General features: G+C 41.8%; 18 protein-coding genes. 13 read left to right on the top strand and 5 right to left on the bottom strand.

From position 1 onward, the window contains the following. The first annotated feature begins 4 nt into the window (after positions 1 to 4). The 5 genes from ssnA (at position 5) to C9J48_RS00265 (ending at position 5,724) form a co-directional block, all read left to right on the top strand. Positions 5 to 1,333, top strand: coding sequence for a putative aminohydrolase SsnA (gene ssnA, locus C9J48_RS00285; RefSeq protein WP_006231705.1), 1,329 nt, complete (start codon positions 5 to 7; stop codon positions 1,331 to 1,333). Positions 1,334 to 1,347: 14 nt separating this feature from the next. After that, positions 1,348 to 3,534, top strand: a complete 2,187-nt coding sequence (locus C9J48_RS00280; protein ID WP_006231706.1) for a xanthine dehydrogenase family protein molybdopterin-binding subunit — start codon at positions 1,348 to 1,350, stop codon at positions 3,532 to 3,534. 17 nt (positions 3,535 to 3,551) lie between these two features. Further along, complete coding sequence (locus C9J48_RS00275; protein WP_006231707.1) at positions 3,552 to 4,034, top strand: (2Fe-2S)-binding protein; 483 nt, start codon at positions 3,552 to 3,554, stop codon at positions 4,032 to 4,034. Next, positions 4,028 to 4,927 carry an FAD binding domain-containing protein gene (locus C9J48_RS00270; protein WP_006231708.1) on the top strand — a complete coding sequence of 300 codons (900 nt, stop codon included), beginning with the start codon at positions 4,028 to 4,030 and terminating at the stop codon, positions 4,925 to 4,927. The genes C9J48_RS00275 and C9J48_RS00270 overlap by 7 nt, the downstream gene beginning before the upstream one ends. Positions 4,928 to 5,121: 194 nt before the next feature. After that, the gene (locus tag C9J48_RS00265; protein ID WP_006231709.1) at positions 5,122 to 5,724 is read left to right on the top strand and encodes a 2OG-Fe(II) oxygenase; all 603 of its coding nucleotides are present in this window, start codon (positions 5,122 to 5,124) and stop codon (positions 5,722 to 5,724) included. 130 nt (positions 5,725 to 5,854) lie between these two features. On the opposite strand, the gene C9J48_RS00260 is transcribed toward C9J48_RS00265, so the two are convergent. Together C9J48_RS00260 and C9J48_RS27755 are read right to left on the bottom strand one after the other, a co-directional pair. Next, the gene (locus C9J48_RS00260) at positions 5,855 to 6,520 is read right to left on the bottom strand and encodes an SDR family NAD(P)-dependent oxidoreductase (RefSeq protein ID WP_006231710.1); all 666 of its coding nucleotides are present in this window, start codon (positions 6,518 to 6,520) and stop codon (positions 5,855 to 5,857) included. A gap of 48 nt (positions 6,521 to 6,568) precedes the next feature. Next, positions 6,569 to 6,709, bottom strand: coding sequence for a hypothetical protein (locus C9J48_RS27755; RefSeq protein WP_006231711.1), 141 nt, complete (start codon positions 6,707 to 6,709; stop codon positions 6,569 to 6,571). A gap of 349 nt (positions 6,710 to 7,058) precedes the next feature. Here C9J48_RS27755 and C9J48_RS00255 point away from each other — a divergent pair, with 349 nt between their 5' ends. From C9J48_RS00255 to C9J48_RS00245, 3 genes are all read left to right on the top strand, one after another. Further along, complete coding sequence (locus C9J48_RS00255; protein ID WP_006231712.1) at positions 7,059 to 8,633, top strand: ATP-binding cassette domain-containing protein; 1,575 nt, start codon at positions 7,059 to 7,061, stop codon at positions 8,631 to 8,633. Positions 8,634 to 8,750: 117 nt separating this feature from the next. Beyond that, positions 8,751 to 9,461 (top strand): HAD family hydrolase, encoded by a 711-nt coding sequence (locus tag C9J48_RS00250; RefSeq protein WP_006231713.1) that lies wholly within the window; start codon positions 8,751 to 8,753, stop codon positions 9,459 to 9,461. 492 nt (positions 9,462 to 9,953) lie between these two features. Continuing rightward, positions 9,954 to 11,561, top strand: coding sequence for a BCCT family transporter (locus C9J48_RS00245; RefSeq protein ID WP_006231714.1), 1,608 nt, complete (start codon positions 9,954 to 9,956; stop codon positions 11,559 to 11,561). 142 nt (positions 11,562 to 11,703) lie between these two features. Here C9J48_RS00245 and C9J48_RS00240 read toward each other — a convergent pair whose 3' ends face one another. The 3 genes from C9J48_RS00240 to C9J48_RS00230 all read right to left on the bottom strand — a co-directional run bounded on the left by C9J48_RS00240 (position 11,704) and on the right by C9J48_RS00230 (position 13,362). After that, entirely contained in the window at positions 11,704 to 12,084 is a 381-nt protein-coding gene (locus tag C9J48_RS00240) for an ASCH domain-containing protein (RefSeq protein WP_006231715.1), read from the bottom strand. 93 nt (positions 12,085 to 12,177) lie between these two features. Then, the gene (locus C9J48_RS00235) at positions 12,178 to 12,690 is read right to left on the bottom strand and encodes a YgjV family protein (protein ID WP_006231716.1); all 513 of its coding nucleotides are present in this window, start codon (positions 12,688 to 12,690) and stop codon (positions 12,178 to 12,180) included. Positions 12,691 to 12,780: 90 nt separating this feature from the next. Then, on the bottom strand, positions 12,781 to 13,362 hold the full coding sequence (locus C9J48_RS00230; RefSeq protein ID WP_006231717.1) for a Crp/Fnr family transcriptional regulator: 582 nt from the start codon (positions 13,360 to 13,362) through the stop codon (positions 12,781 to 12,783). Positions 13,363 to 13,787: 425 nt separating this feature from the next. Here C9J48_RS00230 and ygfM point away from each other — a divergent pair, with 425 nt between their 5' ends. The 5 genes from ygfM (at position 13,788) to C9J48_RS00205 (ending at position 22,292) form a co-directional block, all read left to right on the top strand. Further along, entirely contained in the window at positions 13,788 to 14,582 is a 795-nt protein-coding gene (gene ygfM / locus C9J48_RS00225; RefSeq protein WP_006231718.1) for a molybdopterin-dependent oxidoreductase FAD-binding subunit, read from the top strand. A 2-nt stretch (positions 14,583 to 14,584) separates the two neighbouring features. After that, positions 14,585 to 17,455 (top strand): molybdopterin-dependent oxidoreductase Mo/Fe-S-binding subunit, encoded by a 2,871-nt coding sequence (locus C9J48_RS00220; protein WP_006231719.1) that lies wholly within the window; start codon positions 14,585 to 14,587, stop codon positions 17,453 to 17,455. A gap of 261 nt (positions 17,456 to 17,716) precedes the next feature. Continuing rightward, positions 17,717 to 19,132, top strand: a complete 1,416-nt coding sequence (locus C9J48_RS00215; protein WP_006231720.1) for a solute carrier family 23 protein — start codon at positions 17,717 to 17,719, stop codon at positions 19,130 to 19,132. 189 nt (positions 19,133 to 19,321) lie between these two features. Further along, positions 19,322 to 20,638: a guanine deaminase gene (guaD, locus tag C9J48_RS00210; RefSeq protein WP_006231721.1), complete on the top strand. Its 1,317-nt coding sequence runs from the start codon at positions 19,322 to 19,324 to the stop codon at positions 20,636 to 20,638. 241 nt (positions 20,639 to 20,879) lie between these two features. Next, positions 20,880 to 22,292: an NCS2 family permease gene (locus tag C9J48_RS00205; protein ID WP_006231722.1), complete on the top strand. Its 1,413-nt coding sequence runs from the start codon at positions 20,880 to 20,882 to the stop codon at positions 22,290 to 22,292. Positions 22,293 to 22,350 lie beyond the last annotated feature (58 nt).

Genomic DNA, 22,350 nt, shown 5'->3' with positions numbered 1-22,350 from the left:
GGGAATGTTATTACTTAAAAACGCAACTGCTGTGCAATTTGAACCTGCATTTATTAAAGAAGGCGTCGATATTGCGATTGATGGCAGCACAATTAAAGAAGTTGGCGCTAATCTTTCAATGAAATATCCAGATGCCATCGTAAAAGAGATGCATGGCAAGCTCGTTATGCCAGGTTTGGTGTGTTCACATAACCATTTCTACTCAGGGTTAGCCCGTGGTGTAATGGCAGATATTCAACCAAGCCCTGATTTCATCTCGATCCTGAAGAATCTCTGGTGGCGTATGGATCGCGCCTTAGATGAAGAAGCGGTGTATTACAGCGGTTTAATTTGTTCACTTGAAGCGATTAAAAGTGGTTGTACATCGGTTATCGACCATCATGCGTCACCAAATTACATTGGTGGTTCACTCAGTACGATGCGTAAAGGTTTCATCAAAGCTGGTCTTCGCGGCATGACTTGTTTTGAGACCACAGATCGCAATGGTGGCATGAAAGAGATGATGGCGGGTGTTGAAGAAAATATCGCTTTTGCTCAGCTGATTGATCGTGCAAAAGAAGAAGGCACTGAACCGTATTTAGTCGAAGCCCATATTGGTGCTCATGCACCGTTTACGGTAACTAACGACGGCTTAGCCATGATGGCCGAAGCTGTGCAAGCGACAGGGCGTGGTATTCATGTGCATGTGGCAGAAGATCGCTACGATGTAACGCACAGTCACCACCATTATGGTCAAGATATTGTAGAGCGTTTAGATAGCTTCGGGCTGATTAATGAGAAGACCTTGCTAGCACACGGCTTGTTCTTATCCGATCGTGATATCGATATTTTAAATGCGAAAGATGGTTTCTTGGTGCATAACGCACGTTCAAACATGAACAATAATGTGGGCTATAACAACAAGCTTACTCGCTTCAAAAATGTCGCTTTAGGCACAGATGGAATAGGGGCGGATATGCTTGAAGAATTGAAGTTCTCGTTCTTTAAACACCGTGATGCTGGTGGTCCGTTATGGCCAGACAGTTTCATGAAGAACCTCTGGAATGGTAACGAGATTTTAGCCCGTAACTTTGGTGCTAAGTTCGGTCGACTTGAAGCAGATAATAAGGCTGATTTAACCATCTTGGATTACACCAGCCCAACGCCATTTGTTGCTGATAACCTTGCAGGTCATGTCGCTTTTGGTATGAATGCGGGTAATGTGAACAGCGTGATGGTGGAAGGGCGCTTCGTATACGAAGATCGTGCATTCCCGTTTGATATCGCACCTATTTATGCAGAAGCCAGCAAAGTGGCACAGCGTTTATGGAAAACCATGGATCAATTAGACTAATGTGAGATCCCGTTATGGATACGGTTAATACTAGATTCAAGCTGGCAGAAGCCACTGGAGAAGCGAAGTATATTGCCGACCGCCATTACGAAGGACTATTGGAAGGGCGGTTTTTCCGCTCTTCTTGTTCTAGAGGCGTAATTAAAGCGGTTTATGTACCGGAATTACCTGAAGGCTACCATTTGTTTGGTGCCAAAGATGTTCCGGGACACAATGTATTGCCAATTGTTGAAATCGATTGGCCAGCATTCGCTGATAAAGAAGTACGTTACGTTGGCCAAGTGATTTTCTTATTAGTTGGTCTTGTTCCTGATGTTATCGAGCAATTACTGCAACAAATAAAGGTAGAATATTCGCCGCTGACACCTGCTTATACTATTGAACAATCAAAAGCACTTATCGATGGCGCCATTCATTCAACAGACAATGTATTTGATTCCCATGCGTTGACGAAAGGTGATATCGACGAGGGCTTTGCACAAGCAGTTACCATTATTGAAGAAACATGCAGTACGGGTTATCAAGAACATATTTACTTAGAAACACAAGGTGTGGTTGGTTACCCACAAGATGGCAAAGTGGTTATAGAAGGTTCGATGCAATGCCCGTGGTATGTGCATCACTGTATGGCTGTTGTGCTTGGTCATGATCATGTGCGTGCGATTCAATGCCCAACGGGGGGCGGCTTTGGTGGTAAGGAAGATTACCCTGATGTACTTGCCGGTCCGTTAGCTGTTGCGGTAGAAAAGCTGCAGCAACCGATTCGAATTGTATTAGAACGCAGTGAAGATATTGCGTTTACCTCCAAGCGACACCCTGTCGCATTTCACTACCGTACAGGTATTGATAAGCATGGAAACATTGTCGCGATGGACGTGACATTCGATGTGAATTCCGGTGCTTACCTTAGCCTTTCTGGCATTGTGCTTCAGCGTTCGATCACAACTGTCACCAATGTGTACGATATTCCTAATGTACGTGTCGAAGGGCATGCTTGGGCAACCAATACTGTGCCTACAGGTGCATTCCGCGGGTTTGGCTCACCGCAGACTTGTTTCTGCATCGAAACTCACCTTAATCACGTTGCAAAGCAATTAGGCCAAGATCCTGCTGCCTTTAAGCAACGTCATTTTTTACAATCAGATTCGACTACATTAACGGGCGCGAAGATCTTTGGTGATCTGGTACTCGATCAAATGATGGCACGTATTACTGACTTATCTGACTATTATCAAAAAACACGATCTTATTTGGATCAAGCGCCGAATACAGCAACCCGTAAAGGGATTGGTATGGCTATTTTCCAACATGGCTGTGGCTTTGCGGGGGATTTAGAAGATACCTTGGTACGCGCTAAAGTTCGCTTGGTTAAAGAATCTGATGGCAATGTTTATATTTTGGCATCGAACACTGATATTGGTCAGGGGTTAAGCTTAACCTTCTGTAAAATTGTGGCAGATAGTCTCTGCAAATCGCTTGAATCGGTGCATTTAGCGACACCTGATACCGGTGTTGTGCCTGATTCTGGTCCTACTGTTGCTTCGCGATCGATCGTTATTGTCGGCTATTTACTCGAAAAAGCAGCTGAAAAGCTGAAATCTTGCTGGGTAGAGGGTGAACATCAAGAGCTAGAAGAAGTGTATCGAAAGCCTGACTATCACGTATGGGATCAAAATACGTATCAAGGCAATGCCTACCAAGTGACTAGCTATGGTGTGAATGTCGTGGAAGTTGATGTCGATATGGCAACTGGTGAAACACAAATAACGGGCGCATGGGCGGTATACGATATTGGGCGTGCGATTGATGCTCAGGTATTTAAAGGCCAAATTGATGGCGGGTTAGTGCAAGCTCTTGGCTATGGCAGCTGTGAAAAAATGGAACTGACTAGCGATGGGGTGTTTGCTCAGAAAACCATGGCTGATTATGTGATTCCAACCGCACTGGATGTGCCATCCATTGAAAGTGATTTGGTGGATAATCCATACCCATATGGTCCTAATGGTGCCAAAGGGGGCGGTGAACTAACTCATAATGGCGGAGCCGCTGCATTTGCCGCTGCCGTTGAGTTAGCGATTGGTAAACCATTTTCATCTATTCCAGTTACGCCCGAAAAAGTATGCGAAGCGTTATATGCAGAAAATAAAGCGATTGTTAAGGCTGTTGTTATAAAAGCGAATGAATCAGGGAGCGCAGTATGAATATCAAGGAGAACAAGATGAAAATTGAATTTTTCCTTAATAATGAATGTGTCTCCGTGGATGCAGATCCGATGCAATCATTATTGAATACATTACGCGGTAACCTGAAAAAGACAGCAACGAAAGAAGGTTGTGGTGAAGGTGAGTGTGGGGCGTGTTCTGTTTTATTTAATGGACAATTAGTAAATGCTTGCATGATGCCCACCGCACAAGCGGAAGGCGCAGATATTATGACGCTCGAAGGCTTAAGGCAAACCGCTAAAGGTCAGTGCGTGATTGATGCGTTGTTAGAAGCAAAAGGGGTGCAATGTGGGTTTTGTACGCCAGGAATGGTATTGGCGTTGTACGCATTATTAAATGGCCGAAGCGATCCGACACAGCACCCAACCGAAAAAGAAATTCGTACTGCTATTTCAGGTAACCTCTGCCGTTGCACGGGTTACGGAATGATTATCGATGCAGCGAATATTGCGGCCACTAAAGGGGAAGGATTATGGTAACGGTATATCGTCCAGATACTTTAGAACAGGCATTAGACAAATTAGCCGTGGGTGAGCATACCTTATTTTCAGGTGGCACTGATTTAATGGTAAGGCACACTGCACGACCGGGAATAACCCCCAATTTTAAACACGATGTTATTTTTCTGGATGCTATTGAAGAGTTACAACATATAACGCCGATTGAACTAGATCCTGATTTGGGTGAAGAGGCTGGTTTACAGTCTGGTTTGTATCAATCTGGTCTATGTATTGGTGCTGGTGTTAGCTTGCACGACATTGAAATTAATCCGCTAGTGCCTGATGTACTACGCCAAAGTGTCGCTAATATTGCCGCGCCAGCATTGCGTAACCGCGCCACAATGGCGGGTAATATTTGTAATGCCTCACCCGCAGCTGATTCGTTACCTGCTTTGTATTTGCTTGATGCGAAGCTTGTTCTATCGTCGATTCATGGTCAACGTGAAATACCGATAACCAACTTTATTACCGGCCCTGGCAGAACGAGCTTACAGCAAGGAGAAGTACTGACTCATGTGATAATTCCTAAGGCAGATCTTCCCGTTACGTTTTATCACAAAGTCGGCACACGGGCGGCGAATGCTTTAACTAAACTGTCGGTTGCTGGGTTAGCAAAAGTTGAGCAAGGTAAAGTGGTAGATTGGCGAGTCGCGTTTGGGGCTGTGGGTCCAACTGTCGTGCGCAGTACTGTTTTAGAGCAGAAAATTATTGGTCAGCCTGTTGAGATGCTACGTGAGCCGTTATTTATTGAAAATATACTGAGTGGCTACAGCAAAGTAATTTGTCCTATCGATGATCAACGTTCGACAGCGCAATATCGACACAGGGCGTCATTGAATTTATTAGAGCGCTGGTTAACTCAACTTGCCTAAGTAGTGAATTACTAGTCTGTTTTATCTTCAAGAGGTTGTTGCTTATTGCAATAGCCTCTTTTATTTTGAGGTGTATAAAGGCAGCCAGAAGTTAGGATTAAAAACGTTCATCATAACCATCAGTAATCTGAATTGTAGGTGAGTGCAGATGATCATATAACGCGCATCATTGAAATATCCATAATGAAAATGTGATGCAAAAGCTAATTGATGCACTAGATGAAAAAGGTTACTACATCTGGGATGATTTTATGTCTGCTACGCAGGTTGAACAGCTCAAATCATGTCTGCCTGAAAATTGGAAACAAGCTTGTATTGGGCGTAACGAGGACGTTACGCGAATTGAATCAATTCGTAGTGATAAAATTCATTGGCTAGCACCCAATCAAGGCGAGCCTGTTGAAGCATTTCTTAACCAAATGGAAGATATTCGCCACAAGGTAAATCAACATTTCTATCTGGGTTTATTTGAGTATGAAGCACACTTTGCGAAGTATGAAAAAGGGGATTTCTATAAGAAGCACCTTGATTGCTTCCGTGGCAATGAAAATCGCCGATTAACTACTGTTTTTTATATGAATGACAGTTGGACTGAAGAAGATGGTGGCGAGCTGGTTGTTTATGATTTAGATGATAATGTCATCGCTAAACTTCCACCTAAATCAGGTCGCTTGTTTGTGTTTTTATCTGAACAGTTCCCACACGAAGTATTACCCACCAATAAACAGCGATTTAGTATTGCAGGTTGGTTCCGTATTAACGGTGTGAAAGACAATGTTCTCGATATCGCGCGGTAATACCAACCTAGACAAATATTTGACCATTTATACCAAATTCAGAATGGTATGAAACGGGCTGTGGTAAGAAATAAATGGGGTCTCTGTTCATTTTAAAATGAACAGAGACCCTATTAAATTGATCACAAGCTTAATGGCGATTAATCGTAATATCTGAAACAAAGCCGTGTTCAGTACCCACAAGCGCTTGCTTCAACATGTGTGCGGCTTCTTCTGCTGTCATAAACGAAGAGGTATCAAATTCTTTACCACTCGTTTTCCAGAAGTCAGTCGCCATTCCACCAGGGTAAACCGCGATAAGTTTCATTGGGCAGCCTTTCAATTCTAGGCGAACCGATTCTACTAATCCACGTACCGCCCATTTTGCAGCGCAATAGGTTGATTCTTCAGCTTTAGCTGCTTGTGCAGCCGTCGACATCACAACGACGACATTGACTTTATGATTACGGTAACGCTTCACTAATTCGCGCAATAAGAAAATCGTTGAGGTCACGTTGTTTTGAATTAACTGGCTGATTGCTTCAGGATCTTGCTGTTCGATAGGGCCAAAATAACCACTGCCAGCACAATGAATAACGGTATCTGGTGCGCACTCTAAAGAATCCAATAATGCTTCGACGTCTGTGGCTTTACCGAGGTCTGCTTGTTTAACCTGTACTTTTTCTGGCATATTGGCAGCTACGTTTTCAAGGCGTTGTGCATTTCGCCCTGTGATCAGTAATGGTTTTCCTTCTGTGCTGTACAAGTGTGCTAATGCTGCACCTAAACCGCTACTTGCGCCTGTAATTACAATCATAAAATGCCTTTATTAATGGGGTTTTGTTTAAAAAGACAAAGCCACGGTTTAATGATTTTCTTTATCTTCATTCTTTTTGTAATAGTTTTGAATTTTTTGCTCAAAGAACTTAGTTAAAGTTAGGCCTGTCTTCTTTTTGATTAAGGCGGCAATGATAGCCAAAATAATGAATCCAAATACAACACTCATAACCCCTCCTAGGTGTACCTATGTTACTTGTTATACACTAATTACCCATTAATTATACCTTATGAATAATTGATTTAATGGTGACTTGTCTGTTATTGGGATTGTGATCAAGGTAGTTGAAAAATAGCCATCGTCTTGATTATAATTCCAGCATCATATCTATCGGAGCTAACGCCATAATGAACAACTAACTTACCGACATCCAATGACTATTCATTATTTGGACACTCGGGGTTAGTGGGCGTTACTTTGTCACAGTACAGTTATATCTTGCTTCTTCTTGCGGCAATCACACCTAAGTAACGGCTTAGACCCCTTTTACATTTCGTTCGTAAGGGGAGGTATTCTTATGCCTGCATTAATCACACATCAATTGTCATTCCAACTCGATACTGGGGAGTGGCTATTTCACAACTTAAATTTCACCCTACCTAATGGTATTACAGGGTTGGTGGGTCGTAATGGGGTAGGGAAATCTGTTTTTCTCTCATTGTTATTGAGTAAGCTTTCACCAACTCAGGGTTCTGTAACTTGCCAAGGCCAGGTTGCTTATTACTCTCAATTACCTTCTGAACTACTGGATGGTAATACCCGTATCTCTGATTATTTAGGCGTTACCGATAAATTGCTGGCACTTCGATCCATTGAGCTGGGAGACTGTAAGCAAGAATATTTTGATGTAATTGGCGATGATTGGGATATAGAAATTCGATTACAGCAAGTGTTAAAGACATTGCGCATTGAGTTGGAATTGAATACGTATTGCCATACGTTAAGCGGTGGTCAATTAGCCCTTTTGCAGTTGTATAAACTGTTCGAATCTAATGCTGAAATATTACTGCTTGATGAACCGTCTAATCATTTAGATTCTGCCGGTAAGCGTTGGCTCATTAATCGATTACAACAATTCGAAGGGCAAATACTCTTGGTTAGCCATGATAGAAGCTTGCTAAAACATGTCGATGCTATTTATCAGCTAACAGGTTTAGGACTAACGTTTTTCAGCGGAAATTACGATGTATATCAAGAGCTGGTGACGACTCAGTCAGCAGCATTAGATAGAAAAATAGTGCAATTGAAAGCAGAACAAAAAAAGATAGAGCGTCAAACCCAAGCCAACAAAGAAAAGGCACAACAACGTGAAGCTCAAGGCAACCGCCTAAGAAAATCGGGTAGCCAGCCAAAGATCTTAATGGACGCGATGAAAGACAAAGCGGGACGAACCCAATCAGCACAGGTAACTAATCAGCAAAATCAAGTAGACCGTAATCAAGACAAACTGCATAGCTTAGGTGTTCATAAAGAGGCATTGAAACCCCAAGCGTTGTATTTACAGCAAGCAGCGCAAGTAAAGAAACGAAAGCTATTAGACGTCCAAAATTGCCAGTTACATTATGGTGTAGGGAGTCTATTCTCTTTTTCTTTATCTCAGACGGATCGCTGCTACCTCGATGGTGCGAATGGATGTGGAAAGTCTACGTTACTAAAAGCAATTCAACAGCAACACTCGAGTTATTTTGGGGTGATTAAACGGTATACAAACATGGTGTATTTGGATCAAAATTTTGGCTTGTTGAAATGTGATGATTCGATGCTAGACAGCTTAATGCACCATTGCAGAGGGCTCATTGAAAGCGACGCTAGAATCTTATTAGCAGGTATTGGTTTTAGGCGAGATTCCGTTTACCGCAAAGTGGCACATTTAAGTGGTGGCGAAAAAATGAAATTATCGATGCTCATGGTGAGCCATGTTGATGATGCGCCCTTGTTACTGCTTGATGAACCAGATAATCATTTAGATATCGACTCAAAACAGATGCTAGCAACCGCACTAAAAGGCTTTAAAGGAGGGTTCATTTTGGTGAGTCATGATAAAGATTTTGTCAGAGACGTTGGGGTTAATATGCAGGTAACAATAGGATAAATTCTGCCGCAAAATAATCAACTCATTGTTTCTGTGTATGGACGTTTTAAATCTGATTCTGTTGAATGAATCAGATATATTTTTAGCTGTTAGCAATATATGAATATGAGAGGAATAATGAAGTTAGATGCTGTCTTGTGGGATTATGATGGAACAATTGTTAACTCTGTTCCTAAAAATATAGAGATTACCAAAAGTATTTTATCCATTGTTGCGCCTCGTTTAATTGGCGATAACCTGCCCAAATACCTACTCAGTGAAGCGGCATATCATCACGCAAATCATGCGGCTAAAAACTGGCAAGAACTCTATGTAAATTACTACGGCATGACGGAATCAGAAATGCAGGTAGCGGGTACGTTATGGGCTGAACATCAGTTAAGTAATACTACGCCAGTTAAATTGTTTACGGGGATAGATGATGTGGTGCGACGCTTGTCTTCTATTCCGCATGGTATTTGCTCGCAGAATGCTTCAAAGAATATACGCAATGTTTTATCTGAGGCGAAAATTGATTCTTTTTTCAAATCAGTTATCGGCTATGACGATGTACAAGGTAATGCACAGAAACCTGCCGCTGATGGTGGTTTAATTTGTCTAGAGCAATTATTTGATAGCACAGAGAATAAAACAGTGATGTATATCGGCGATCATGAAGCTGATGTACAGTTTGCTCGTAATGTGCAATCGGCCTTTGGTAAAAAATTGACAGTTATTTCTGTGGCAGCTGCATACAGTGGGGCTGCGCCAGAAGACTGGTCTGTTAAACCTGATTACATCATTCGAGAACCGTCTGAATTAGCGATTATTTGTGAACAATATCTATAGTTAAAAAGTGATAATTGAGTGATATCTATCATTCTGATTAATCGCTAATAACCCGTTGGTTGGTCTTCTTATACTACTCAGGAGCTAGCCACTCAAAGCCTCTAACTTCTATACCCAAGTTACCTCAAGTGTTCGCTGAACCCTGCATTTTGAGATAGCTTGGGTATATTTTTTCTTCTCCGTATCAATTCCTTTTTTTGTCGACTCTTCCCTTCTAGAACACCCTATTTGAAATCCATATGTCTCGGGTATTTCAGGGTAAATTAGTATGATGACTAATGTTTAGTGTACATAATAAATGAGTGAGTAAAACCACCACCTTGGTAGTATAAAAGCCCAACAAAACCGAGCCCTATTGAACTTTTATATCGATATTGTTAATATTTCGCGGATTTTTTATTTAGTGGTCTAATTATCTTGGTTTTTGTGGACCATTTTTGTTTCTACTTTTTGAACAAAAAAATATACGGACAGAACGTTTGAGTATCATTTATGGATAGTACAGTAAAGAAATACAGTATTGATACGACCGACTATCAGGTGGGTCAAGATAACATTCAAAAGTGGGGTTTTGATATTCATAACCCTGTATTTGGTATTAGCGCAGGGTTTATCCTCTTATTCCTCACAACTCTTATGATCGTCGATCCAAATACAGCGAAAGAAGCGCTAAATGGTCTTAAGAACAGTATCATTAATGGTTTTGACACGTTCTTTATGTGGTCAACAAACTTTTTCGTGATCTTCTCTTTGGTGCTGTTGTTGTCGCCGTTCGGTAAAATTCGTATTGGTGGCAAAGAAGCTAAGGCTGAGCACTCAACAGCTTCATGGTTAGCAATGCTATTTGCTGCCGGCATGGGGATTGGTCTTCTATTCTGGGGGGTAGCAGAACCGGTTGCTTACTTTACGGATTGGTGGGGCACACCCTTTAACGTAGAACCGTATACGCCAGAAGCCAAAGCACTGGCAATGGGGTCAACTATCTTCCATTGGGGCATCCATGGTTGGGCTATTTATGCAATAGTAGCGTTATCACTGGCATTTTTTGCTTATAATAAGGGCTTGCCATTATCTATTCGCTCAGTGTTCTATCCAATCTTTGGTGATAGAGCGTGGGGTTGGTTAGGGCATGTGATCGATATTATGGCGGTACTCGCGACCTTATTTGGTTTGGCGACATCGCTTGGTTTAGGTGCGCAGCAAGCGACTAGCGGTATTAACCATGTCTTCGGTACTGATGGCGGCATTGGTATGCAGCTTATCGTTATTGCATTCGTTACCATGATCGCGGTTATCTCGGTAATTCGCGGTATTGATGGTGGCGTAAAAGTACTGAGTAATATCAATATGCTATTTGCATTTGCTCTGTTGCTGTTTGTTGGTTACGTTGGTTTTGATGTTGTGAAGCTGTCGATTCCAGATACATTTATAGCTTATGCAGAAAATATCATTGGTTTAAGTAATCCTTATGGTCGTGAAGACACAACATGGATGCACGGCTGGACTGTGTTCTATTGGGCGTGGTGGATTTCATGGTCACCATTTGTAGGTATGTTTATTGCGCGTATCTCTAAAGGTCGAACAGTGCGTGAGTTCTTACTTGCTGTGATCTTTATCCCGACATTGGTAACGATTATTTGGATGGCTACTTTTGGTGGTATAGCGATTGATCAAGTGGTTAATAAAGTCGGTGAATTGGGTATTAATGGTATGAATGATATCTCACTTACCTTATTCCATGTTTACGATGCACTACCATATGGTTCCGCAATTTCAGTACTGTCGATTATATTGATATTGATTTTCTTTATTACGTCATCTGATTCAGGTTCATTGGTTATCGATAGCATTACTTCTGGTGGTAAGGTAGATGCGCCGGTTCCACAGCGAATTTTCTGGGCGACAGTCGAGGGTGCTATCGCTGGTGTTATGCTTTGGATCGGCGGTAAAGAAGCACTTCAGGCGTTACAGTCTGGTGTGGTTGCAACAGCCTTGCCATTCACCTTTGTGTTATTATTAATGTGCGTTAGCTTAGTGAAAGGCTTAAACAGCGAGCTTGCGTTATATACGAACCATAAAAAGCTGACTAAAACAGCTTAAGGTCATTCATTTAGTTCTATTTGAACGATGATGACAACAATTTAATCGGTCTCAAGCGAATGCTTGAGGCCGATTTTTTATTTGATGAAAGCTTAAACGTTCCAAGTATTGTTTTACGTCTGTGGCTATTATTAAAGGGTTATTAGAAGGTGATTTCAATAGCATAAATACCGTGCACTGGGATCATTGCTTGGTATTCGTGAAAGCTGTTCAACAAGACAACGCCATCTTCTATGGTATTGCATAATGTTGAAAGTACGTCGAGACCTTCTTGTTCAAGCAGGGCTCTTGCATCTGGATAATGGCGAACAGCAACAACCCTTACTTTCAAAGCGTCTGGTTCAACAACCTCAAGCCCAACGAATGGGGGACCTGCAATGATCTGAAAATGAATCGTATCCCCAATCTTAAGCTGGTCATACTGAATAGATTCGTAAGAATTATTGGTTCTAATTTCGACTTTTTTCTTACCTAAGCAAATCGCTTGTATGGCTTTACGGTAGATCTCAAGTTTGTATTCCATGTGGCTATTCACTCTTATTTTAGAGGATGTTTCTATGCAGAATAGCAAAAATAGTGGTAACTGGTATGAACTGTTTCACCGGTACATTTACTATTATCCTTGAGCATGTCTCCTTAGGTTTATCCCATAATATCGGTAATAGCCGACTATGTTACTGCCGATAAACAGTAGTTCCATAATCACAGCCGTTGGCGATCCTGCAAGGTAATTGTGTACTAGCCAAATTGTCGTTCCAACGATCATTAATTGCCGTAGGCGTTGATCGCTTTGGCAAAATGAAGCTGACGTTTGGAGTACTGTGCCGCTAAAACTTAAAAGGCTAAGTAAGCCAGTGAAGGTCGAAGATGTGATGGCTAAAGCGCAAATTAAAAAGAATGACATCAACATTTTAGACGTCGTAAAAATACTGGAAAAATAGCGTATGCTTGCCAGCAGCATTAAACCCGCAGCAGTCCATTGTTCAAGTAAGATAAAATGGGCACTAATTAATACTCCTGAAAAACATAAACAACAGACAATTTTTTGCCTTTGTTTAAATTGAAATGATGCAAGATCGAACACGATAGCAATGGCAATTAAAAGTTGTGACCAAACAAATGTTGACATGAACGTCCTCACTCTAAGTTTTGTTTAACAATGAAAATAGAGTGATTATTATGACGGTGAATACTGTGAGAGGAATTAACTTAAGTTAATTCAGTCCTTAATTCTTGTTTTTAACCGAGATAGACTAACAGGACTAATGCCGATATAGCTGGCTATTTGAATATTGTTAAGCTTCTTAACCCAGTGTGGCCAATATTGCACAAGATGCTGATAACGTTGTTCGGGAGTATTGAGTAAAAGTAAGGCCTCTTTTTGTTCTTTAAATATAAGCTGTTGTTGTAATAGAGAAACCTTTGCTGGTAAATATTCTGGTAAAGATAAAATATGTAAGGGTACTCTTATTACTTTAGTCTCATTTATGGCTTCAATTTGGTATTGAGCCGATATTCCCTGTAACCAGCTTGAATATAAAAAACAGAGCTCACCCGAAAAATAAAACTCTTTGCAGCGTTCGCTACCTCTTTCATTAAAGTGGCAGGCTCTCAAAATACCTGACGTAATAAAATACCCATAACGTTGTTCTGAACCTTGTGCGAGTAATGTCTCGCCAGTACTTAGGTTTATAGGTTTTAATTGGGATATGTGTGATTCAATGACTTGATTTGGAACTCCTAAATCAGAGAAAAAATTAATAACGTTAGTAAACGTATCCACTTTCAAATAAGCCTTCATCTAAAAATTATCCGTGCCAAGACTAGCATAATCACCTTAAGTGTCGTCACGAAAAATATCGTTATAGCAGATATAGCCAGCTTAAGCTGAGATCTCTCATTATTTATTACTATCAGCTATCAAATTGATAGGGGACTTATTATTTTGATAGATAGTTAAGGTAGAGTGAGAAACGCTCTTATCTAGCGCTATTTTAAGCGCGCTATTTCTTTTCTAAATCAAAGCATTTCTATTGATGCAGTTCTCATTTTTACCCCAAATTCTGACGGTGCTCACGAATCTAGTCGCTTATCTAACACTTTAATAAGGTTGGCTTAATAGTTGCCTTTTTGAATCTATAGATATTAACAATCACTCATTCTCTCGTCTTAGAGACATGCCTGATGACTATCAAATAGAAGTAGAATTCAAAAAAGGTAAGAACAATGATTGAACATTATTTACAGCCAGAGTCGACCATCCAAGCTCTTGAACTCATGAAGCAACATACTGGTGTTGCAGCATGGTTTGCTGGTGGTACAAAACTCAATGCTACGCCAACTAAAACCGACAAAACAGTGGCTATTTCTCTTGATAAGCTAGCGCTGGATAAAATCGAACTACAGGGTGAAGCCCTTCATATCGGCGCAATGTGTCATATTCAAAGTTTGATTGATAACGAGCTAACGCCTGTGGCATTAAAACAAGCAGCGGCATTCATCTATTCTCGCCATATTCGTAATCAAGCGACAATTGGTGGTGAAATTGCGGCATTCCAATCAGAAGCGTTGTTAGTGCCAAGTTTAATGGCATTAAAGGCAACGGTTATTCTCGCTAACGCCAGTCAGATGGATATTGAAGATTATATCAATAGTGAGCAACGTGAACTAATCATAGAAGTCATTATTCCAAACGTAAATTTGATGTGTATCGGTTACAACATTACACGTTCGGCTGCAGGGCTTGCGGTTGTGACTGCCGCTGTTTCTGTTGATCAGCAAGGAAATAAAATTATCGCCTTAGACGGTGTGTCGCCATTTCATCATGGTTATGCCGTTCCTGTTCGATTACGTGATGTTGAAACGCAAGACTTAAAAGGTGAGTTATTAGAGCAAGCCGTGGCAGATGCCGTTCATCCGGTCGCGAACCTTTGCGGCGGCGTGGAATACAAACGTTATATCGCCGGCGTTGTGGTTACCGATTTACTTGCTGAATGTCAGCATCTTGCTCAGGAGGCTTAATCATGACGATTACATTTACCTTAAATGGTCGACCGCAAACGCTAGAATGTAAATTGGGTGAAAACGTACAAACACTATTGCATGGTATGGGGTATCACTCTGTGCGTAATAGTGATGATGGTTTTGGTTTTGCTGGCTCAGACGTTATTTTGCTTGATGGGGTGTTAAAGAATGCTTCGCTATTAGTGGCAGCACAGCTTGAAGGCAAGGAAGTACAAACAGCAGAATCACTAGGACAGTGGAACCAATTAAGCCTAGTGCAACAAGCCATGATTGATGTAGGCGTAGTGCAATCGGGGTATAACGATCCTGCGTTGGCATTGATCCTTACGCAATTGCTTGAAACGAATACCCAACCAAACCGTGCAGAAATAGACGATGCATTATCTGGTTTATTTAGCCGAGATGCAGGTTATCAGCAGTTTTACGAAGTGGTTGAATTAGCAGTAAAACGCTTGAAAGATCCTGAGCATAAACAGAGTTTTGCACCCGAATTTCGTGATGATCTAACCATCGTAGGTAAAAACTGCCCTAAGATTGATTCGGCTAAAATGGTGCAAGCTAAACCTTGTTATGTCGAAGACAGAATTCCTGCTAATGCATGTGTTATTAAAGTATTACGTAGCCCGCATCCACACGCGTGGATCACTCATTTAGATGTCAGTAAAGCCGAGGCATTACCGGGTGTGGTATCGGTTATTACTCATTTAAATTGCCCTGATATTCCTTATACACCAGGTGGACAAAGTGCGCCTGAGCCGTCACCGCTTGATCGTCGTATGTTTGGTCAGAAAATGCGTCATGTTGGTGATAGGGTTGCCGCTGTTGTGGCTGAAAGCCCTGCAATTGCCGAGCATGCATTAACACTGATTGATGTTGAGTTTGATGTTCTAAAACCTGTTATGACCATTGATGAAGCAAGGGCAGAAGAAGCGCCAATTATTCACAATGAACCTATCGAGTATGGTGTCGGTGCCCCTGATGATTTAGAAGCTCAAAATGCCAACGCAGATCCTCGTGAAGGTAAGCTGATCGTTAACTTCCCGATTGGCTGTTTTCCTCGTAAGAATATTGCAGCCAGTGTACGCGGACATATTGGTGATTTGAACAAAGGCTTTGAAGAAGCTGATGTGATCATCGAGCGTACTTACGAATCAAAACAGGTTCAGCAGTTACCCGTAGAAACCCATATTTGTTATAGCTACATGGATGGCGAACGCCTCGTTATGCATGATTCTACGCAAGTGCCATGGCATGTGCGTCGTCAGGTAGCAAAAATATTGGGCATTAAGCAAAATAAAGTACACATCGTGAAAGAGCGTGTGGGTGGTGGTTATGGCTCTAAGCAAGACATCTTGTTAGAAGATGTGTGTGCATGGGCAACTTGGACAACCGGCCGTCCTGTGTATTTCCATCATACTCGTGAAGAAGAATTTATTTGTAACTCTACCCGCCACGTTGCCAAAGTAACCGTTAAATTAGGCGCAACGAAAGACGGTAAACTGACTGCCATTGATATGGAATTCCGTGCAAATACGGGGCCTTATGGTAACCACGCTTTAACCGTGCCGAGTAATGGCCCTGCGTTATCTTTACCTCTGTATCCTTGTGATAATGTCGATTTCCGTGTGACAACGTACTATTCCAATATTTGTCCAACGGGTGCTTATCAAGGTTATGGTGCGCCAAAAGGTAACTTTGCTTTAACAATGGCAATGGCCGAGTTAGCCGAAGAGCTGGGCATTGACCACCTCGACATGATTGAGACAAACCGTGTAGTTGAAGGGCAAGAACTGAAAATATTGGCGGCGATTGGCGAAGGTAAAATGCCAACGTGTGCCCCGACAGTACATAGCTGTGCACTGAAAGAAATCTTACGTGAAGGTCGAAAGTTGATCGAGTGGGATTCTGCTAAACCAGCGAAAGGTGATTGGAAGGTCGGCCGTGGTGCTGCGATTATCCAGCAAAAATCGGGTATTCCCGATATCGACCAAGCTAACTGTAGTATTAAGATGGCATCTGATGGGACCTTTATTGTTCACTCAGGTGGTGCCGACATTGGCACTGGTCTTGATACCGTTGTCAGTAAACTGACGGCCGAAGTGTTGCGTTGTCCTATGGATGAAATCACTATTCATTCTGGCGATACTGACCATGCCCCGTTTGATAAGGGTGCATACGCCTCATCGGGTACATGTTTCTCAGGTAATGCGGCAAAACGTGCAGCCGAAGCTATGCGAGAAAAAATATTAAAATGTGGCGCTGAAATGCTGGCAGAGCCAGTGGAAGATGTCGATGTTGTGGAGCCGGGTCTTGTGAAAGGAAAAACCGGTGAAGTCAGCTTCTTCGACATTGCCCACAAAGCAGAAAGTGGCACAGGATGGGGACAACTATTAGCGACGGGCTGTTTCACAACGTCTGAATTTGCTTTCCCTTATGGTGCAAACTTTGCTGAAGTATCAGTTAATACCCGCACAGGTGAAATTAAGCTTGATAAATTCCATGCTTTATTAGATTGCGGTACGCCCGTTAACCCTGATTTAGCATTGGGACAAATTTACGGCGCCAGCATGCGCGCTATCGGGCACAGTATGACGGAAGAACTTGTCTATGATGATAACGGTATTCCGCTAACCCGTGACTTAAAAAGCTATGGCGCACCAATGATTGGTGATATTCCAACAGAGTTCAAAGCGGTACTCGTACCTAGTGATGATCCTGTTGGGCCTTATGGTGCGAAATCAATCTCGGAGATTGGGGTAAATGGTGCAGCACCAGCCATTGCATCGGCAATACATGATGCTTGTGGTGTGTGGTTAAGAGACTGGCACTTCACGCCAGAGAAAGTGCTAAAAGGTTTGAATAAGCTCTAAGTAATATTGAAGTGGTCATTTTTCTGGGGATGGGGAAATGACCACTTTTTTAGTTTACGAGTGAGCTGTCATAGCTTGGCCAATAGATTAAGTGATTACGAAATTATTTGATCGCAATTATTGGGGTAAGGCAACACTTGTGATTAGCGGTTAGTAATAGCAATCGTGATAGTCACGCTAAGTGTAAGGCCCTTGGTGTCATTCAGGTTAGGTTATCGATTCCATACTCGTTCAGGGAAGTCATTAACGGATGGTATTGAGATGAAACTGTTTTATAACGTAGAAGACAAACCACCAGTCGGAGCGTCAATTTTATTGGCGTTACAACATATGCTTGCGGCGATGGGAGCAATTATTGCAGTACCACTTGTCGTTGGAAGTGCCATAGGCTTACCGACAGATCAAATGGTAACTTTGGTTAATGCTGCATTGATGGTATCGGGTGTCGTTACCATTATTCAGTGCAAAGGTATTGGTCCTGTTGGTATTCGTTTACCTGTCGTCATGGGCACAAGTTTTACTTTTGTGGCTATTTCGATTTCTGTCGGATTAGATGCAGGCATCGCCGGTATTTTTGGTGCATCCCTTGTTGGCTCGGTCGTCATGATTGTAGGCAGCCGATTTATGCCACAAATTCGAAAGCTATTTCCACCCGTTGTATCTGGTACGGTAGTGGTCTTAATTGGTTTAACCATATTACCCGTTTCAGTCGATTGGTTTGCTGGCGGTTTTGTAGGACAAGAAGAATATGGTCAGATAAACAATTTATTGCTGGGCTTATTAGTCTTAGTGGTGGTGATTGTTTTATCCCAATTAGGTAAAGGTATTATCTCTGCGGCAGCAATTGTAATAGGTATGGCTGTCGGCTACATCACTGCTATTTTCATGGGAATCGTTGATTTCTCACCGGTGAAGAATGCAGAGTTCTTTGCATTACCGAAGTTATTACCATTTGGTTTAACGTTTACGGTTAGCGGCATTATCGGTATGTCGATAGCGTATTTAGTCACTATTATGGAATCAACAGGCGACTTTCTTGCCTTAAGTGACGCTACCCATACAAAATTAACCGGTAAAAAGCTTTCTAGAGGAATTTTATGTGACGGTTTGGGCAGTGCATTAGCCTCTTTATTTGGTGCAACGCCATTCTCATCATTCAGCCAGAACGTTGGTATTGTTTCTATCACTGGGGTCGCGAGTCGTCATGTTGTGGCGGTAACGGGCGTCATTATGTTGATAGCGGGCTTATTTCCAAAGTTAGGCGGTATTGTTGTCACTATTCCTTCTCCAGTATTAGGTGGCGCTGGCTTAGTCATGTTCGCGATGATCATTTCATCGGGTATTGGCATTCTTTCTCGTATCAGTTTTACTAAACGAAACATGCTGATTATTGCTGTGGGTGTTGCATCGGGAATGGCGGTAACTGTTCGTCCTGAAGTGCTTACTTATTTACCTGATTCATTCCGTGTAATTTTAGGCTCTGGTATTACCACCGGTTCGTTAGTTGCGTTAGGTATGAATGCGTTCTTAGGTATAAATCGTGAAGATGAAGCAGAAAGTGCACAAGAAAAACGTGAAGCATTAAAAGAACAAATTAAAGAATGTGAAGCTTGCGACAAAGCACTGAAGGAAGAGATAGCGCTTGAACAAAAAGAGCAGCTAGAAAGTACGAAATAGTCGTTGTTTATAAAAACTGTTGTTTATAAGAGCAACGGTTTATAAAAGCAGCCATTTATGAAAGTAATCGTTTATAAAAATTGAATATTTAAAAATAAAGCGTTACGTCGCGTTGCTGGTTAACCCTACACGTTTTTTATCAGCAGCTGAAAGACGACGAAAGCGTAAAGACAATTATTAGAGGTTTATATGGAATATAGCCAATCAATTAAAGCGATTCGTGCATCTATTTTAGATATAGCGTGTGTCGTAGATAAGCCGGAAGATATCGAACAACACCTGCGTTTTATCGAAGACGGATTAATGCTAGTTGATAATGGTCGAATCGAATGGGTGGGAACCTGGGAAGAAGGTAAAGATAAAATACCTGATTCAGTGCGTATTCGTAGTTACCCAGGCAAGATTGTGATGCCTGGATTTGTCGATACACATATTCACTATCCACAAGCAGAAATGGTGGGGGCTTACGGTGAACAGCTTTTAGAGTGGTTAAATAATTATACCTTCCCGACAGAAGCGCGTTATAAAGATAAAGACTATTCACGTGAAATGTCGGCGTTCTTCCTCAAGCAGTTATTACGCAATGGTACAACGACCGCATTGGTATTTGGTACGGTACACCCTGAATCTGTTGATGCATTATTTGAAGCGGCTGAAGGCATCAATATGCGGATCATTGCTGGTAAAGTAATGATGGATCGTAATGCCCCTGATTATCTATTAGATACACCCGAAACGAGTTATAACCAAACCAAAGAATTAATTGAAAAGTGGCATAAACGCGGTCGTTCGTTATACGCCATTACTCCTCGTTTTGCGCCCACTTCATCGCCAGAGCAACTTGCGATGGCAGGTAAATTGAAACAAGAATATCCCGATACTTATGTACACACGCATTTGTGTGAAAACAAAAATGAAATTGAATGGGTAAAAGAATTATACCCAGAGCAAGACGGTTACCTTGATGTGTATCATCATCATGGTTTAACTGGCTCAAAAAGTGTTTTCGCTCACTGTATTCACCTTGAAGATAAAGAGTGGGATTGCTTGCAAGAGACTGATTCTGCTATTGCTTTTTGCCCTACATCAAATCTGTATTTGGGCAGTGGCTTATTCAAATTACAAGAAGCATGGCAGCGTAAAATCAAAGTGGGTATGGGTACAGACATCGGTGCCGGAACCACGTTTAATATGATGCAAACATTGAATGAAGCTTACAAGGTGATGCAGCTGCAACAACACCGTTTATCGGCATTTGAAGCGTTCTATCTTGCGACATTAGGCGGGGCAAAGTCGCTCTCTCTCGATCACCTAATTGGCAACTTTGAAGTAGGAAAAGAAGCTGATTTTGTTGTGATCGATCCTTGTGCCACACCATTACAACAGCTACGTTACGACAGCTCAAAAAGCCTTGCTGATGAATTATTTGTCTTAATGACATTAGGCGATGATCGTAGTATTTATCGTACCTATGTTGATGGGCGCTTAGTGTATGAACGTGGCTAATTAAGTTTGATACCGAATTAAAAATAAAATTGAACATTGTTGAGAGGAAGCTCAACGAACCTATAGGCTGCAAAGGTAACAACAAAGATCGACCTTTGATACTTCAACTGATTTTATAGAACTGGGTGTCTAAATTTGAGTTTCTAGAATTGATCATTGAAATATCAATGGTGAGTTTCTAGAATCTCGGTTCGATTTTTATCGCTTTTGCTCCTGACGACAAATCAAAGGAACTAACATCATGTCTGATCACAGTGCAATACATACAGGACAATCAACAAAAGACACTGATCTTAACAAAACGGAAAACCCAGAAGCAAAACCTGAAATAAAAGGAGGGCTTGATGGCTACTTCTATATTACAGAGCGTGGTAGTACCGTAAAAACAGAAATGGTAGCCGGGTTAACGACGTTTTTAGCGATGGTTTACTCCGTTATTGTAGTACCGAGCATGCTTGGGGCGGCTGGGTTTAACCAAGGTGCAGTATTTATAGCGACCTGTTTGGTTGCTGCATTTGGTTCATTATTAATGGGCTTATGGGCAAAACTACCAATGGCAATCGGCTGTGCCATCTCGTTAACTGCTTTTACAGCATTTAGCTTGGTATTAGGGCAGGGCATCAGTATTCCTGTTGCGTTGGGTGCAGTATTCCTTATGGGTGTGGTGTTTACCGCTATTACTGTAACGGGGGTAAGACAGTGGATTTTAACGAACTTACCACATGGTATCGCACACGGTACGGGTATTGGTATAGGTCTGTTTTTACTGCTAATTGCCGCAAATGGTGTGGGTTTAGTGGTTAAAAATCCGTATGAAGGTTTACCGGTAATGCTAGGTGAATTTACCTCGTTACCTGTGCTTATGTCCGTGTTTGGTCTTGCGGCTATATTTGGCCTAGAAAAACGCCGTGTACCGGGTGGTATTCTTTTAGTGATCGTAGCGATTTCAGTATTTGGTATTATTTTTGATCCGAATGTTGTGTATCAAGGGCTTTTTGCTATGCCATCGTTTGGCGCTGAAGGTGAATCACTACTGGGCACCATGGATATAATGGGTGCATTAAACCCTATTGTTATTCCAAGTGTTTTAGCCTTGGTGATGACCGCAATTTTTGATGCAACAGGGACTATTCGAGCTGTTGCGGGTCAAGCAAACTTACTTGATAAAGACGGTCAGATTATCAATGGCGGCAAAGCATTAACGGCAGACTCAGTCAGTAGTGTTGTTGCTGGTTGCGTGGGTGGTGCACCTGCTGCAGTATACATTGAATCTGCTGCTGGTACGGCTGCTGGTGGTAAAACAGGATTAACGGCGACAGTCGTTGGCTTACTGTTTGTACTGATGTTGTTCTTGTCACCTGTTAGTTACCTTGTTCCCGCTTACGCAACAGCCCCTGCATTGATGTATGTGGGTTTATTAATGCTTAGCAATGTAAGCAAGTTAGACATGAACGATTCTGTTGATGCCTTATCTGGCTTAATGTGCGCAGTATTCATCGTGTTAACGGGCAATATCGTTACAGGTATTATGCTTGGCTTTAGCGCGCTGGTTATTGGTCGTGTTATCTCAGGTGAATGGAAAAAGCTGAATGTCGGTACGGTACTTATCGCAATCGTCTTAGTCATTTTCTACGCAGGAGGCTGGGCTATTTAATATAGCTTTTATACTTACAGTATTATTAAGAGAGCCGTTGCACATTATGCCGCGGCTT

It is taken from the genome of Photobacterium profundum (assembly GCF_003026285.1).
GTDB lineage: Bacteria > Pseudomonadota > Gammaproteobacteria > Enterobacterales > Vibrionaceae > Photobacterium > Photobacterium profundum.
Note: the sequence above shows the minus strand (reverse complement) of the source record. Positions and strands in the feature narration are given on the sequence as shown.

Bases quoted from the DNA above. Each gene is read 5' to 3' on its own strand.
- C9J48_RS00220 (WP_006231719.1), top strand. From the start codon at position 14,585: ATGACGATTACATTTACCTTAAATGGTCGACCGCAAACGCTAGAATGT.
- guaD (WP_006231721.1), top strand. From the start codon at position 19,322: ATGGAATATAGCCAATCAATTAAAGCGATTCGTGCATCTATTTTAGAT.
- C9J48_RS00275 (WP_006231707.1), top strand. From the start codon at position 3,552: ATGAAAATTGAATTTTTCCTTAATAATGAATGTGTCTCCGTGGATGCA.
- ygfM (WP_006231718.1), top strand. From the start codon at position 13,788: ATGATTGAACATTATTTACAGCCAGAGTCGACCATCCAAGCTCTTGAA.
- C9J48_RS00245 (WP_006231714.1), top strand. From the start codon at position 9,954: ATGGATAGTACAGTAAAGAAATACAGTATTGATACGACCGACTATCAG.
- C9J48_RS00260 (WP_006231710.1), bottom strand. From the start codon at position 6,520: ATGATTGTAATTACAGGCGCAAGTAGCGGTTTAGGTGCAGCATTAGCA.
- C9J48_RS00215 (WP_006231720.1), top strand. From the start codon at position 17,717: ATGAAACTGTTTTATAACGTAGAAGACAAACCACCAGTCGGAGCGTCA.
- C9J48_RS00255 (WP_006231712.1), top strand. From the start codon at position 7,059: ATGCCTGCATTAATCACACATCAATTGTCATTCCAACTCGATACTGGG.
- C9J48_RS27755 (WP_006231711.1), bottom strand. From the start codon at position 6,709: ATGAGTGTTGTATTTGGATTCATTATTTTGGCTATCATTGCCGCCTTA.
- C9J48_RS00230 (WP_006231717.1), bottom strand. From the start codon at position 13,362: ATGAAGGCTTATTTGAAAGTGGATACGTTTACTAACGTTATTAATTTT.
- C9J48_RS00265 (WP_006231709.1), top strand. From the start codon at position 5,122: ATGCAAAAGCTAATTGATGCACTAGATGAAAAAGGTTACTACATCTGG.
- C9J48_RS00280 (WP_006231706.1), top strand. From the start codon at position 1,348: ATGGATACGGTTAATACTAGATTCAAGCTGGCAGAAGCCACTGGAGAA.
- C9J48_RS00205 (WP_006231722.1), top strand. From the start codon at position 20,880: ATGTCTGATCACAGTGCAATACATACAGGACAATCAACAAAAGACACT.
- C9J48_RS00270 (WP_006231708.1), top strand. From the start codon at position 4,028: ATGGTAACGGTATATCGTCCAGATACTTTAGAACAGGCATTAGACAAA.
- C9J48_RS00250 (WP_006231713.1), top strand. From the start codon at position 8,751: ATGAAGTTAGATGCTGTCTTGTGGGATTATGATGGAACAATTGTTAAC.
- C9J48_RS00235 (WP_006231716.1), bottom strand. From the start codon at position 12,690: ATGTCAACATTTGTTTGGTCACAACTTTTAATTGCCATTGCTATCGTG.
- C9J48_RS00240 (WP_006231715.1), bottom strand. From the start codon at position 12,084: ATGGAATACAAACTTGAGATCTACCGTAAAGCCATACAAGCGATTTGC.
- ssnA (WP_006231705.1), top strand. From the start codon at position 5: ATGTTATTACTTAAAAACGCAACTGCTGTGCAATTTGAACCTGCATTT.